Origin of the sequence: Mycobacterium sp., from assembly GCF_035640695.1 — a bacterium.
GTDB lineage: Bacteria > Actinomycetota > Actinomycetes > Mycobacteriales > Mycobacteriaceae > Mycobacterium.
Window position 1 is genome coordinate 1 of record NZ_DASQVQ010000066.1, and the last position, 14,095, is coordinate 14,095.

The 14,095-nt window shown below is 67.3% G+C and carries 13 protein-coding genes; all 13 read left to right on the forward strand.

All coding sequences use genetic code 11. The annotated features are described in order from the left end of the window. A partial coding sequence (locus tag VE759_RS08450) for an alkane 1-monooxygenase (RefSeq protein WP_324930279.1) occupies positions 1-642 on the forward strand: 642 nt, incomplete at its 5' end. After that, positions 639-812 carry a rubredoxin gene (locus VE759_RS08455; protein ID WP_324930281.1) on the forward strand — a complete coding sequence of 58 codons (174 nt, stop codon included), beginning with the start codon at positions 639-641 and terminating at the stop codon, positions 810-812. The genes VE759_RS08450 and VE759_RS08455, both read left to right, overlap by 4 nt. Then, positions 809-1,000, forward strand: a complete 192-nt coding sequence (locus VE759_RS08460; protein WP_324930284.1) for a rubredoxin — start codon at positions 809-811, stop codon at positions 998-1,000. The genes VE759_RS08455 and VE759_RS08460 overlap by 4 nt, the downstream gene beginning before the upstream one ends. Before the next feature lie 45 nt (positions 1,001-1,045). Then, positions 1,046-1,678 carry a TetR family transcriptional regulator gene (locus tag VE759_RS08465; protein WP_324930287.1) on the forward strand — a complete coding sequence of 211 codons (633 nt, stop codon included), beginning with the start codon at positions 1,046-1,048 and terminating at the stop codon, positions 1,676-1,678. A gap of 67 nt (positions 1,679-1,745) precedes the next feature. Further along, entirely contained in the window at positions 1,746-3,218 is a 1,473-nt protein-coding gene (gene ahcY / locus VE759_RS08470; RefSeq protein ID WP_324930291.1) for an adenosylhomocysteinase, read from the forward strand. A 92-nt stretch (positions 3,219-3,310) separates the two neighbouring features. Further along, positions 3,311-3,940, forward strand: coding sequence for a dTMP kinase (locus tag VE759_RS08475; RefSeq protein WP_324930363.1), 630 nt, complete (start codon positions 3,311-3,313; stop codon positions 3,938-3,940). 48 nt (positions 3,941-3,988) lie between these two features. Then, positions 3,989-4,675, forward strand: a complete 687-nt coding sequence (gene mtrA / locus VE759_RS08480) for a two-component system response regulator MtrA (RefSeq protein ID WP_324930294.1) — start codon at positions 3,989-3,991, stop codon at positions 4,673-4,675. After that, positions 4,672-6,327, forward strand: coding sequence for an MtrAB system histidine kinase MtrB (gene mtrB / locus VE759_RS08485; RefSeq protein WP_324930299.1), 1,656 nt, complete (start codon positions 4,672-4,674; stop codon positions 6,325-6,327). The genes mtrA and mtrB overlap by 4 nt, the downstream gene beginning before the upstream one ends. Then, positions 6,324-8,087, forward strand: coding sequence for an MtrAB system accessory lipoprotein LpqB (gene lpqB / locus VE759_RS08490; RefSeq protein WP_324930302.1), 1,764 nt, complete (start codon positions 6,324-6,326; stop codon positions 8,085-8,087). Before mtrB ends, lpqB begins: the two co-directional genes overlap by 4 nt. A gap of 386 nt (positions 8,088-8,473) precedes the next feature. Next, positions 8,474-9,154, forward strand: coding sequence for a ribosome hibernation-promoting factor, HPF/YfiA family (hpf, locus tag VE759_RS08495; protein ID WP_324930305.1), 681 nt, complete (start codon positions 8,474-8,476; stop codon positions 9,152-9,154). Between the two features lie 104 nt (positions 9,155-9,258). Next, a complete protein-coding gene (gene secA, locus VE759_RS08500; RefSeq protein WP_324930307.1) occupies positions 9,259-12,093 on the forward strand; it encodes a preprotein translocase subunit SecA in 2,835 nt (944 codons plus the stop codon). Between the two features lie 71 nt (positions 12,094-12,164). Then, on the forward strand, positions 12,165-13,574 hold the full coding sequence (locus VE759_RS08505; protein WP_324930310.1) for a wax ester/triacylglycerol synthase family O-acyltransferase: 1,410 nt from the start codon (positions 12,165-12,167) through the stop codon (positions 13,572-13,574). Beyond that, positions 13,571-14,065 carry a DUF6912 family protein gene (locus VE759_RS08510; RefSeq protein WP_324930366.1) on the forward strand — a complete coding sequence of 165 codons (495 nt, stop codon included), beginning with the start codon at positions 13,571-13,573 and terminating at the stop codon, positions 14,063-14,065. The genes VE759_RS08505 and VE759_RS08510 overlap by 4 nt, the downstream gene beginning before the upstream one ends. The last annotated feature ends 30 nt before the right edge of the window (positions 14,066-14,095 follow it).

The window sequence follows — 14,095 nt, forward strand, 5'->3', positions numbered from 1 at the left end:
GCAACGCCCGAGGACCCCGCCAGCGCGCGGATGGGGGAGAGCCTGTGGGCATTTTTGCCGCGCAGCGTCTGGGGCAGCCTGCGGTCGTCGTGGCAGCTGGAGGCCAAGCGGATGCGCCGCCTGAACCTCAGCGTGTTCGACATCCGCAACGACGTGGTCAACGCGTGGCTGATGTCTGTGGTGCTGTGGGTGACCTTGATCGCGGTTTTCGGTCCGGCCCTGGTCCCGTTCATGATCATTCAGGCGGTTTTTGGATTAACGCTGCTGGAGACGGTCAACTACCTCGAGCACTATGGGCTGCTGCGCCAGCAGACCGCCAACGGTCGCTACGAGCGGTGCACGCCCGAACACAGCTGGAACTCCGACCACTTGGTCACCAATCTGTTCCTGTACCACCTGCAGCGCCACAGCGACCATCACGCCAATCCGACCCGCCGCTATCAGACGTTGCGCAGCATCGACGGTGCCCCGAACCTGCCGAGCGGCTACGCCACGATGATCGCGTTGACGTACATCCCCGCCGTGTGGCGCAGGGTGATGGATCACCGCGTGCTCGCGCACTACGGCGGCGACATCACCCGGGCGAACCTGCACCCGCCGAGACGCGAGAAGCTGCTCGACAAGTACGGAGCGGCCGCATGACCGCGTACCGCTGCCCGGTGTGCGACTACGTCTACGACGAAGCGAAAGGCGCTGCGCGGGAAGGTTATCCGCCCGGCACCCGGTGGGCCGACGTACCCGATGACTGGAGCTGCCCCGACTGCGGCGTACGCGAAAAGGTGGACTTCGAACTGATAGGAGCAAAGCAATGAGCGATGAGCGGGATTACCGGCTCTTCCGCTGCCTGCAGTGTGGCTTCGAATATGACGAGGCACTGGGCTGGCCCGAGGACGGCATCGCGCCCGGCACCCGGTGGGACGACATCCCCGACGACTGGAGCTGCCCCGATTGCGGCGCGGCAAAGGCGGATTTCGAGATGATCGAGATCGTCCGCACCTAGACGATTGTGTTGACGGCTGAGCCTATTGGTGCCAGTGTCACGCCTGTGGCACGGCGGGCCCGCAGACGCAGTTCGCCACGGATCCAATACTCCGAGGCGTCGCGCGTCCTGCTGCGCAACCTGATTCTCGACGGCATGCGCGAGCTGCTGCTGACCCGCGACTGGTCGGCGATCACGCTGTCCGACGTGGCTCGTGCCGCCGGCATCAGCCGCCAGACCATCTACAACGAGTTCGGATCGCGCCAAGGCCTGGCCCAGGGCTACGCGCTGCGGCTGGCCGACCGGCTCGTCGATCATGTCGACGACGCGATCGAAACCAACGTCGGCGACATAAACCAGGCGTTCGTGCAAGGGTTTCGTGACTTCTTCGCCGAATCCGCGGCCGACCCGCTGGTGATCTCGCTGCTCACCGGCGGCACCAAACCCGATCTGCTGCAGCTGATCACGACCGACAGCGGGCCGATCATCAACCGTTCGTCGGATCGGTTGACCCAAACGTTCATGCACAGCTGGGTGCGATGCACCGAGGACGACGCGGGCATCCTGGCCCGCGCAATCGTGCGGCTGGCGATCAGCTACATCTCGATGCCACCGGAGGCCGACCACGACGTCGCCGCCGATCTGGCCCGCCTGCTCACGCCCGCGGCCGAACGCTACGGTGTGATCGAATCGGATTAGCCCCGGTGTCGCCGCGCGGGCTAATGTGTAAGCAGGCTAAGTAGTTGCGCGCGAGAAGAAGGACAACATGACGACGACCGAGCACCGGCTGACCGCCGACGTCCGCAACGGCATCGAATACAAGGTGGCCGATCTGTCCCTGGCCGAGTTCGGCCGCAAGGAGATCCGGCTGGCCGAGCACGAGATGCCGGGACTGATGACGCTGCGCCGCGAGTACGCCGAGGTGCGGCCGCTGAAGGGCGCCCGCATCTCGGGTTCGTTGCACATGACGGTGCAGACCGCGGTGTTGATTGAAACGCTCATCGAGCTCGGCGCCGAGGTCCGATGGGCGTCGTGCAACATCTTCTCCACCCAGGACCACGCCGCCGCCGCGGTCGTCGTCGGCCCGCACGGCACCCCCGAGCAGCCGCAGGGCGTGTCGGTGTTCGCCTGGAAGGGCGAGACGCTCGAGGAGTACTGGTGGGCCGCCGAGCAGATGCTGACCTGGCCGAATGAGCCGGCCAACATGATCCTCGACGACGGCGGCGACGCGACCATGCTGGTGCTGCGCGGCGCGCAGTACGAGAAGGCCGGCGTGGTTCCGCCCGCCGAGGACGACGATCCCACCGAATGGAAGGTGTTCCTTGCGCTGTTGCGCGAGCGCTTCGAGACCGACAAGACCAAGTGGACGAAGATCGCCGAGTCGGTGCGGGGCGTCACCGAGGAGACCACCACCGGTGTGCTGCGGCTGTACCAGTTCGCCGCCGCGGGTGAGCTGGCGTTTCCGGCCATCAACGTCAACGATTCGGTGACCAAGAGCAAGTTCGACAACAAGTACGGCACCCGGCACTCGCTGATCGACGGCATCAACCGCGGCACCGACGTGCTGATCGGCGGCAAGAACGTGCTGATCTGCGGCTACGGCGACGTCGGCAAGGGCTGCGCCGAGTCGATGAAGGGCCAGGGCGCGCGGGTCACCGTCACCGAGATCGACCCGATCAACGCACTGCAGGCGCTGATGGAGGGCTTCGACGTCAAGACCGTCGAGGATGCCATCGGCGATGCCGACATCGTGATCACCGCGACCGGCAACAGGGACATCATCACGCTCGAGCACATGCGCGCGATGAAGGACAAGGCGATCCTGGGCAACATCGGCCACTTCGACGACGAGATCCAAATCGCCGCGCTGGAACGCGACCCGCAGATCCGCCGGATCAACATCAAGCCGCAGGTCGACGAGTTCGTCTTCCCCGACGGGCATTCGATCATCGTGTTGTCCGAGGGCCGGCTGCTGAATCTCGGCAACGCCACCGGGCACCCGTCATTTGTGATGAGCAACAGCTTCTCCAACCAGGTGATCGCCCAGGTCGAGCTGTGGACGAAGAACGACCAATACGACAACGAGGTGTACCGGCTGCCCAAGAAGCTCGACGAGAAGGTGGCCCGCATCCATGTGCAGGCGCTCGGTGGTCACCTGACCAAGTTGACCAAGGAGCAGGCCGAGTACATCAACGTCGACGTCGACGGGCCGTTCAAGTCCGAGCACTATCGCTACTGAGGTTCTGCGCCGAGCGTGACGCCACTGTCACCGCAGACGCCGCGTGTGACTCCAGCGTCACGTTCGCCGTTTAAGCTTCCCGCGTGCAAGGCCTGCTGATCGCGATCGAAGGGGTCGACGGCGCCGGCAAGCGCACCCTGTGTCACGGCCTGCGCACCAGCTTCGAGACCAATCACCGCTCGGTGGCCTATATGTCGTTTCCGCGCTACGGGCATTCGGCGGCCGCCGACCTCGCGGCCGAGGCGCTGCGCGGCCAACACGGCGACCTGGCATCGTCGGTGTACGCGATGGCGACGCTGTTCGCACTCGACCGCGCGGGCGCGCGCGACGAAATCGCCCACCTGCGTGCGGCCTACGACGTGCTGATCCTGGACCGCTACGTCGCGTCAAACGCCGCCTACAGCGCGGGCCGCCTGCACCAGGACGCGTCCGGCGCCGTCGTGGAGTGGGTCCGGGCGCTGGAATTCGACCGGCTGCGCCTACCCACGCCCGATTGGCAGGTGCTGCTTGACGTCTCGCCGGAGCTGGCCGCCGAACGCGCGCGGCAGCGCGAACACCGCGAGGCCGACCGGCCGCGCGACACCTACGAACGCGACGACGAGTTGCAACGGCGCACCGGAGCCGTCTACGCCGGCCTCGCCGCGGCCGGCTGGGGCGGACGCTGGCGGGTCGTCGGCGCCGACGTCGACGCCGCCGAACTCGTATCGTCGCTCGTTAGATAGCAGACTCGCGGGTGTGATAGCGGAGTTTTGTCGCGATTTGGTGACACCATGGACACCATGAGGCAAAGAATTCTGGTCGTCGATGACGATCCGTCGCTGGCCGAGATGTTGACCATCGTGCTGCGCGGCGAGGGTTTTGACACCGCGGTTGTCGGCGACGGCAGCCAAGCGCTGACCGCCGTCCGCGAGCTGCGCCCCGACTTGGTGTTGCTGGATTTGATGCTGCCCGGCATGAACGGCATCGACGTGTGCCGGGTGCTGCGCGCCGACTCCGGAGTGCCGATCGTGATGCTGACCGCCAAGACCGACACAGTCGACGTGGTGCTCGGGTTGGAGTCGGGCGCCGACGACTACGTGATGAAACCGTTCAAGCCCAAGGAGCTGGTGGCCCGGGTGCGGGCGCGGCTGCGGCGCAACGAGGACGAGCCCGCCGAGATGCTGTCGATCGCCGACGTCGACATCGACGTGCCCGCGCACAAGGTCACCCGCCAGGGTGAGCAGATCTCGCTGACGCCGCTGGAGTTCGACCTTTTGGTGGCGCTGGCACGCAAACCGCGCCAGGTGTTTACTCGTGATGTGCTGCTCGAACAGGTGTGGGGGTACCGACACCCCGCCGACACCCGTTTGGTGAACGTGCATGTCCAACGGTTGCGGGCAAAGGTTGAGAAGGACCCGGAGAACCCGCAGGTGGTGCTTACCGTTCGAGGAGTGGGATACAAGGCCGGACCTCCGTGATCTGGGGCTCGAGGCGGCGCATTCAACGGCGTTCTGCTCCTCTGCTACGCGGGTTGAGTGCGTTGAGTCGAGCCATGGGGCTTGCTTGGCGCCGGTCCCTGCAGTTGCGGGTGGTGGTCCTGACCATGGGACTGTCGCTGGCCGTGATCCTGGTGCTCGGCTTCGTGATGACGAGCCAGATCACCGATCGGGTGCTGGACGTCAAGGTGCGCGCCGCGAACGAGGAAATCGACCGTGCCCGCAACACCGTGAACGGGATGGTCGGCGGCGAGGAGACCAGATCGCTCGACAGCAGCCTGCAGTTGGCCCGCAACACGTTGACCGACCGCAAGACCGATCCGACCGCCGGCGGCGGGGTGGCCGGGACGTTCGACGCGGCGCTGGTGGTGCCCGGCGACGGGCCCCGCGCGGCGACATCGGCCGGGCCGGTGCAGCAAATCCCTGCAACGCTGCGGGGTTTCATCAAGGCGGGCCAGGTCAGCTACCAATACTCGACCGTGCACATCGAGGGGTTCTCGGGCCCGGCGCTGATCATCGGCACCCCGACGACGTCCGCGGTGCCCGGGCTGGAGCTGTATCTGATCTTCCCACTCGGCAACGAGGAACGCACCATCGCGCTGGTCCGCGGCACCATGGCCACCGGCGGCCTGGTGCTGCTGGTGCTGCTCGCCGCGGTCGCCCTGTTGGTCGCGCGCCAGGTGGTGTTGCCAGTGCGGTCGGCCGCGCGCATCTCCGAGCGGTTCGCCGACGGCCATCTGACCGAGCGGATGCCGGTGCGCGGCGAGGACGACATGGCCCGGCTTGCGGTGTCGTTCAACGACATGGCCGAAAGCCTGTCGAGGCAGATCCAACAGCTGGAGGAGTTCGGCAATCTGCAGCGCCGCTTCACTTCTGACGTCAGCCACGAGCTGCGCACGCCGCTGACGACCGTGCGGATGGCCGCCGATTTGATCTACGACCACAGCGAGGACCTCGACCCGGCGTTGCGTCGTTCGACGGAGCTGATGGTCAGCGAGCTGGACCGCTTCGAGACACTCCTCAACGACCTGTTGGAGATCTCTCGTCACGACGCCGGCGTGGCCGAGCTGTCCGTCGAGTCGGTGGACCTGCGCGCGACCGTGCGCAGCGCGCTGGACGACGTCGGACACCTCGCCGACGACGCCGGGATCAAACTGCAGGTCGACCTTCCCGACCACGACGTGATCGCCGAGGTCGACCCGCGCCGCGTCGAGCGGATCCTGCGCAACCTGATCGCCAACGCGATCGACCATGCCGAACGCCAGCCGGTGCAGATTCGGATGGCAGCCGACGACGACACCGTCGCGGTGACCGTGCGTGACTTCGGGGTCGGCCTGCGACCGGGCGAGGAGAAGCTGGTGTTCAGCCGCTTCTGGCGCTCGGACCCGTCGCGGGTGCGGCGCTCCGGCGGGACGGGCCTCGGCCTGGCGATCAGCAGCGAAGACGCCCGGCTGCACCAGGGCCGGCTGGAGGCCTGGGGCGAGCCGGGCAAGGGAGCCAGCTTCCGGTTGACGCTGCCGTTGGTGCGCGGCCACAAGGTGACGACGAGCCCGCTGCCGCTGAAACCCCCTGGACCCGAACGCAAGCAGCGCCGTCGCACCCGGACCCGGGAACCGGCGCAGGAAACGGTATGAGCCGCTTCGCTTCTCTGCTGTGCGCATTGTTCGGGCTGATCTTGGTGGCCGGTTGCGCCGGGGTGCCGTCATCGTCGGCGCCACAGGCCATCGGGACCGTGGAGCGGCCCGCGCCGCCCAGCCTGCCCAAGCCGACGCCCGGCATGGATCCCGATGTGCTGCTGCGCGAGTTCCTCAAAGCCACCGCGGACCCGGCCAACCGCCATCTGGCCGCCCGCCAATTCTTGACCGAGTCCGCATCGCGGTCATGGGACGACGCCGGCAACTCGTTGTTGGTCGACCGGGTGGTGTTCGTCGAAACCCGAAGCGCCGAAAGAGTTTCGGTGAGCATGCGCGCCGACATCATCGGATCGCTGTCCGACACCGGTGTGTTCGAGACCGCCGATGGCGCGTTGCCCGACCCCGGCCCCATCGACCTGGTGAAGACGCCCGGCGGATGGCGCATCGATCGGTTACCCAACGGCATTTTCCTGGACTGGCAGCAATTCCAGCAGACCTACAAGCGGATCAACCTGTACTTCCCCGACCCGACCGGCAAGACCGTGGTGCCCGACCCGCGTTACGTCGCGGTCGCCGACCCCGACCAGCTGGCCACCGAGTTGGTCAGCAAAATGATGGCCGGGCCACGACCCGAGATGGGCAATTCGGTGCGAAACCTGCTCGGCCCGCCGCTGAAGTTGCGCGGCCCGGTGACGCGGGCCGACGGCGGGAAGACGGGTATCGGCCGCGGCTACGGCGGCGCCCGGGTCGAGCTGGAGAACCTGTCAACCACCGACCCGCACAGCCGGCAACTGCTTGCCGCCCAGCTGATTTGGACGCTCGCCCGAGCGGGAATCAACGGGCCCTACGTGATCAACGCCGACGGGACGGCACTGGACGACCGGTTCGCCGACGGCTGGAAGGCCACCGACGTCGCATCGACCGATCCCGGTGCGGCCGACGGCGCCGCAACGGGTGTGCACGCGCTGGTCGGTGGCTCGCTGGTAACGGTTGACGGGCAGCACGCACCGCGGGTGGCGGGCTCGTTTGGTCAGATGCCCGACCAGAGGGCCGCGACGCTCTCGCGCAGCGGCCGCGACATCGCCTCGGTCGTGGTGCTGCGCGGCGGACAACCGGACGCGTCGGCGTCGCTGTGGGTGGGGCCGAACGGCGGCGACGCGGTCGAGGCCACCGACGGTCGCTCGATCACCCGGCCGAGCTGGTCGCTCGACGAAGCGGTGTGGGTCGTGGTGGACGGCGTCAACGTGGTTCGGGTGATCCAGGAAGCCGCGTCCGGTCAGCCGGCCCGCATACCGGTGGACGCCGTCGCGCTCACGACGAAGTTCCCCGGCCCGATCGCCGAGCTGCAACTGTCCCGCGACGGCACCCGCGCCGCGATGGTGATCAACGGCCAGGTGATCCTCGCGACGGTCCAGCAGACGCCCGGTGGGGAATACGCACTGACCTATCCGCGCCGGCTGGGCTTCGGCTTGGGCAATTCGGCGGTGTCGCTGGCCTGGCGCACCGGCGACGACATCGTGGTGAGCCGCAACGACCCGCAGAATCCGGTGTCCTACGTGAACCTCGACGGCGTGGACTCGGGGGGGCCCAGCCGCAACCTGCTCGCCCCGGTGTCGACGGTCGCGGCGAACCCGTCCACCGTGTATGTCGCCGACCAGCGCGGCGTGCTGCAGCTGTCCGGCGCCGCCGAGAACGAGCAGCGGTGGCTGGAGGTGCGGCCGTTGATGGTGCCGGGCGCGGTGCCGGTCCTGCCGGGCTGACGCCGCCTGGAGGTTCGGGCCGGCCGGTGCAACCCGCTCGGGCCCGTGTGGCCGGTGTGCTGGCGGTTGCTCGCACTCGATGCGCCGAGGCAATTACCCTGGAATCAAAGGCGCGTGAAGAACAGGCAACAGGTCTTGGAAATTAGTGGCACGCCACGGTGAATTCGGACTACCGTCATGGCCAAGACTCCGTGAACACGTCACGGCGGCCGTCGGGAAGCTGGGCGCGCCACTTCACCAATAGCGGTAGGAGGTGAGTGTTCGACATCTAGCGCCGGGCCGGGCGGGCGATTCTTCGCGAGCACATGAGACCCGGTCCAGCGCGTGTACCGAGAAGCCGGGCTCGCACCGCGCGTGCGACGCGAAAGAGAAGCGAGTTGTTGAGCATGTCAAGACACTCCGAGGATGCCAGCCAGGTCTTGGCCGACATCGATGAGCAGCCCGAACCGACGCCGAAAGCGGACGTCGTGGTCAAGGGCCGCAACGTCGAAATCCCCGATCACTTCCGTATCTACGTTTCGCAGAAACTCACCCGCCTCGAGCGGTTCGACCGCTCCATCTACCTCTTTGATGTCGAGCTTTACCACGAGCGCAACCGCCGCCAGCGCAAGAGCTGTCAGCATGTGGAGATCACCGCCCGTGGTCGCGGCCCGGTGGTCCGCGCCGAATGCTGCGGCAACAGCTTCTACGCGGCGCTAGAGGGCGCACTGGACAAGCTGGAGAGCAGGCTGCGCCGCCACAAGGACCGGCGCAAGGTGCACTACGGCGACAAGACCCCGGTTTCGCTGGCGGAGGCCACCGCGGCGACCCCGCCGGTGGAGCCCTTCAACACCGACGAGACCAGCCCGGAACAACTCGACGGTGCTGTTCCGGTCGAAGACCACGAACCGGGGCGGATCGTTCGCACCAAGGAGCACCCGTCGACACCGATGACCGTCGACGACGCGCTGTCGCAAATGGAGCTGGTGGGCCACGACTTCTTTCTGTTTCACGACAAGGCCACCGATAAGCCCTGCGTGGTCTACCGCAGGCACGCCTACGACTATGGTTTGATCCGGCTCGCCTGAACGGCCGACTGATTCGGCTGGCCTGGCGCCGGTCCGGCCTTGCCGGGGGCCGTGTCACCTACCATGGGTGAAGCCAAAGACTCCAACCCATAGGGGATATAGCCGTGCTGTCGAAGTTGTTGCGCCTCGGCGAAGGTCGCATGGTAAAGCGCCTCGAGCGGGTCGCTGACTATGTCGGCACCTTGTCCGACGACGTCGAGAAGCTCACCGACGCCGAGCTGCGCGCCAAGACCGAGGAGTTCAAGAAGCGCCACGCCGACGGCGAAAGCCTCGACGACCTGCTACCCGAGGCCTTCGCGGTCGCCCGGGAAGCCGCGTGGCGGGTGCTCGACCAGCGCCCATTCGACGTCCAGGTGATGGGCGCGGCCGCGCTGCACTTCGGAAATGTCGCCGAGATGAAGACCGGTGAGGGCAAGACCCTGACCTCGGTGCTGCCGTCATACCTGAACGCGATCGGCGGCAAGGGCGTGCACGTCGTGACCGTAAACGACTACCTGGCCAAGCGCGACAGCGAGTGGATGGGCCGGGTTCACCGCTTCCTCGGCCTGGACGTCGGGGTCATCCTGGCCCAGATGACGCCCGACGAGCGCCGCGTCGCCTACGCCGCCGACATCACTTACGGCACCAACAACGAGTTCGGCTTCGACTACCTGCGCGACAACATGGCGCATTCGCTGGAGGACACCGTTCAGCGCGGCCACAGCTACGCGATCGTCGACGAGGTCGACTCCATCCTGATCGACGAGGCCCGCACCCCGCTGATCATCTCCGGGCCCGCCGACGGCGCCTCGAACTGGTACACCGAGTTCGCCCGCCTGGCGCCGCTGATGGAAAAGGACACCCACTACGAGGTCGACCTGCGCAAGCGCACCGTCGGCGTGCACGAGCTCGGCGTCGAGTTCGTCGAGGACCAGCTCGGCATCGACAACCTCTACGAGGCCGCCAACTCGCCGCTGGTCAGCTATCTGAACAACGCGCTGAAGGCCAAGGAGCTGTTCCAGCGCGACAAGGACTACATCGTCCGCGACGGCGAGGTCCTGATCGTCGACGAGTTCACCGGTCGCGTGCTGATCGGCCGCCGCTACAACGAGGGCATGCACCAGGCCATCGAGGCCAAGGAGGGCGTCGAGATCAAGGCCGAGAACCAGACGCTGGCAACGATCACGCTGCAGAACTACTTCCGGCTCTACGACAAGCTGGCCGGCATGACCGGCACCGCCCAGACCGAGGCAGCCGAGCTGCACGAGATCTACGGCCTCGGCGTGGTGTCGATCCCCACCAACAAGCCGATGATCCGCACCGACCAGTCCGATCTGATCTACAAGACCGAGGAAGCCAAGTACATCGCGGTCGTCGACGACGTCACCGAGCGCTATAAAAAGGGTCAGCCGGTGCTGATCGGCACCACCAGCGTCGAACGCTCCGAATACCTGTCGCGCCAGTTCACCAAGCGGCGCATTCCACACAACGTGCTCAACGCGAAGTACCACGAGCAGGAGGCCGGAATCATCGCCGAGGCCGGCCGCGCAGCCGCGATCACCGTCGCCACCAACATGGCTGGCCGCGGCACCGACATCGTGCTCGGCGGCAACGTCGACTTTCTGACCGACAAACGGCTGCGCGCCCGCGGCCTCGACCCGGTCGAAACGGCCGACGACTACGAGCTGGCCTGGCACGAGGAGCTGCCGAAGGTCAAGGCCGAGGCGGCCGACGAAGCCGAAGAGGTGATCGCCGCCGGGGGCCTGTACGTGCTGGGCACCGAGCGTCATGAGTCGCGCCGCATCGACAACCAGCTCCGCGGCCGCTCCGGGCGCCAGGGTGACCCCGGCGAATCGCGGTTCTACCTGTCGCTCGGCGACGAGCTGATGCGGCGGTTCAACGGCGCCACGCTGGAGGCGCTGCTGACGCGGTTGAACCTGCCCGACGACGTGCCGATCGAGGCGAAGATGGTGACCCGGGCGATCAAGAGCGCCCAGACCCAGGTCGAGCAGCAGAACTTCGAGATCCGCAAGAACGTCCTGAAGTACGACGAGGTGATGAACCAGCAGCGCAAGGTCATCTACGCCGAGCGCGGCCGCATCCTCGAGGGCGAGAACCTCAAGCCGCAGGTCATGGACATGATCCGCGACGTCATCACCGCCTACGTCAACGGCGCCACCGCCGAGGGCTACGCCGAGGACTGGGACCTCGACGCGTTGTGGACGGCGCTGAAGACGCTGTACCCGATCGGCATCGACCACGCGTCGCTGACCCACCGCGACGACGACACCGAGATCGACGACCTCACCCGCGAGGAGCTGCTCGACGCGCTGACCGAGGACGCCGAGCGCGCCTACGCCGAGCGGGAGGCCGAGATCGACGGGCTCGCCGGTGATGGTGCGATGCGCCAGCTGGAGCGCAACGTGCTGCTGAACGTCATCGACCGTAAGTGGCGCGAGCATCTCTACGAGATGGACTACCTGAAGGAAGGCATCGGCCTGCGCGCGATGGCTCAGCGCGACCCGCTGGTCGAATACCAACGCGAGGGTTACGACATGTTCGTCGGCATGCTCGAGGGGCTGAAGGAGGAATCCGTCGGGTTCCTGTTCAACGTCACCGTCGAACCGGCCCCGATGCCGTCGGTGGCACCGCAGCCGGCGCCGGAGGGGCTTGCCGAGTTCGCCACCGCGGCGGCCGCCATGGGCCGGGATGCAGCCGTGGCCACCAAGCCGCGGCATGCGGCGGCGGCGGGCGCCCTGCGCGCCAAGGGAATTGAGAACGAGCCGCCGCCGCTGACGTACTCGGGGCCGTCCGAGGACGGTTCCGCGCGGGTGCAGCGCGGAGGCAACGGCGAGTCACCGCAGGGTGCGCCGGCCGGCGCGACCCGGCGCGAACGACGTGAGGCCGCGCGCCGCCAGGCCCGCGAGTCCAAGCAACCAAAACACGCGAAGCGAAACTAGCTTTCGACCGCCGGCGGCGATGCGGCCGCGCATCGCCGCCGGCGTCGACGCACAGGGGGAGTGCCACCGAAATGGTGACGCGATTGTCTGCGTCGGACGCCTCGTTCTACTACCTGGAGAACACCGCCACCCCGATGTACGTCGGCTCGCTGTCGATCCTGCACAGACCCCGCGGCGGGCTGAGCTACGAAACCCTGCTGCACACCGTCGAACAGCGCTTCCCGCAGATACCGCGCTACCGCCAGAAGATTCAGGAGGTGACGCTGGGCCTGGCGCGGCCGGTGTGGATCGACGACCGCGACTTCGACATCACCTACCACGTCCGCCGATCGGCGCTGCCCTCGCCGGGCGACGACGAGCAGCTGCACGAGCTGATCGCGCGACTGAGCGCGCGCCCGTTGGACAGATCGCGCCCGCTGTGGGAGATGTATTTGGTGGAGGGGCTGTCCAAGAACCGCCTCGCGATCTTCACCAAGTCGCACCAGGCGCTGGTCAACGGGATGAATGCGCTGGAGATCGGCCACGTCATCGCCGACCGCACCCAGCGCCAACCGGACTTCGGCGAGGACATCTGGATTCCGGCCCGCGAGCCGACGACGCCTCAGCTGCTGATGGGTGCGCTCGGCGACTGGGTGGCCCGGCCCGGCGCGCAACTCGACCAGGTGCGCTCCGCGGTCACCGACGTGGCGGCCAACGCCGGTTATTTGGCCGACATCGGCCGGCGCATCGCCCACACGGCGCGCACCATCGTGCGCGGCACCGCGCCGAGTAGTCCGCTCAACACGACGGTGTCGCGCAACCGTCGATTCACGGTGGCCAGCGGCCGACTCGAGGACTACCGCGATCTGCGGGCCCGCTACGACTGCGACGTCAACGACGTCGTGTTGGCCGTCGTGACCGGTGCGCTGCGCAACTGGCTACTCTCCCGCGGCGAGCCGGTGGCGCTGACGTCGACCGTGCGGGCGATGGCGCCGATGTCGGTGTATCCCGACGGCGATCTTGATTCGGCCACTCCGGGCCAGGCGATCAGCGAGGTGTCGCCGTTTCTCGTCGACCTGCCGGTCGGCGAGATCAACCCCGTGGTGCGGTTGTCGCAGATTTCGCATGCCACCGAGTCTCATCCGACGGCGGCCGGCCTCGTCGACGCCAGGACCATCGTCACGCTGTCGGGGTTCGCGCCGCCGACCCTGCATGCGATGGGCACCAGGGTGGCGACGACATACTCGGCGCGGGTGTTCAACCTGCTGATCACGAATGTGCCCGGGCCACAGTCGCAGATGTACATCGCCGGGGCCAAGCTGCTGGATACGTACGCGGTGCCGCCGCTGCTGCGCAACCAGGTGCTGGCAATCGGCGTGACGTCCTATCTCGGCACCGTGTACTACGGGATCAACGCCGACCGCGATGCGATGAGCGACGTGGACGTGTTGCCGGGCCTGCTGACCGAATCGCTGGACGAGTTGCTGGAAGCAGCCCAATAGTGTTGGTCTACATTCCGGCGACGCTGGCGATGCTGCACCGGCTGGTCGCCGACGGCCGGCTGCAGCCGGCCAACGGCACCGCGTTCGCGGTGACCCCGACACTTCGCGAGGCCTATGCCCACGGCGACGAGGATGAGCTGGCCGACGTCGCGCTGCGGGAGGCGGCGCTGGCCTCACTGCGGCTGCTGGCCGCCGACGACGACGAAAAGCCCCGGCGGGCCGTGGTGGTGGCCGACGTCGACGACGCCCGGCCCAGGCCCGACCTCGACGATGCGGTGGTGCGCGTGGCCGGGCCGGTCGACATCGACCAGGTCGTCTGCGCCCACGTCGACAACGCCGACGCCGAGCCGGCGGTGACCGCGGCGATCGACGCGATCGACGCCGCCGACCTCGGCGACGAGGACGCCGAACTCACCGTCGGCGACGCCCAGGACCACGATCTGGCCTGGTACGCCCGCCAGGAGCTGCCGTTCCTGATCGACTTACTGTGACGATTCCCGCTCGGATGCACTGGATACGCG

Bases quoted from the DNA above. Each gene is read 5' to 3' on its own strand.
- mtrA (WP_324930294.1), top strand. From the start codon at position 3,989: ATGGACACCATGAGGCAAAGAATTCTGGTCGTCGATGACGATCCGTCG.
- VE759_RS08455 (WP_324930281.1), top strand. From the start codon at position 639: ATGACCGCGTACCGCTGCCCGGTGTGCGACTACGTCTACGACGAAGCG.
- ahcY (WP_324930291.1), top strand. From the start codon at position 1,746: ATGACGACGACCGAGCACCGGCTGACCGCCGACGTCCGCAACGGCATC.
- VE759_RS08505 (WP_324930310.1), top strand. From the start codon at position 12,165: ATGGTGACGCGATTGTCTGCGTCGGACGCCTCGTTCTACTACCTGGAG.
- hpf (WP_324930305.1), top strand. From the start codon at position 8,474: ATGTCAAGACACTCCGAGGATGCCAGCCAGGTCTTGGCCGACATCGAT.
- lpqB (WP_324930302.1), top strand. From the start codon at position 6,324: ATGAGCCGCTTCGCTTCTCTGCTGTGCGCATTGTTCGGGCTGATCTTG.
- VE759_RS08460 (WP_324930284.1), top strand. From the start codon at position 809: ATGAGCGATGAGCGGGATTACCGGCTCTTCCGCTGCCTGCAGTGTGGC.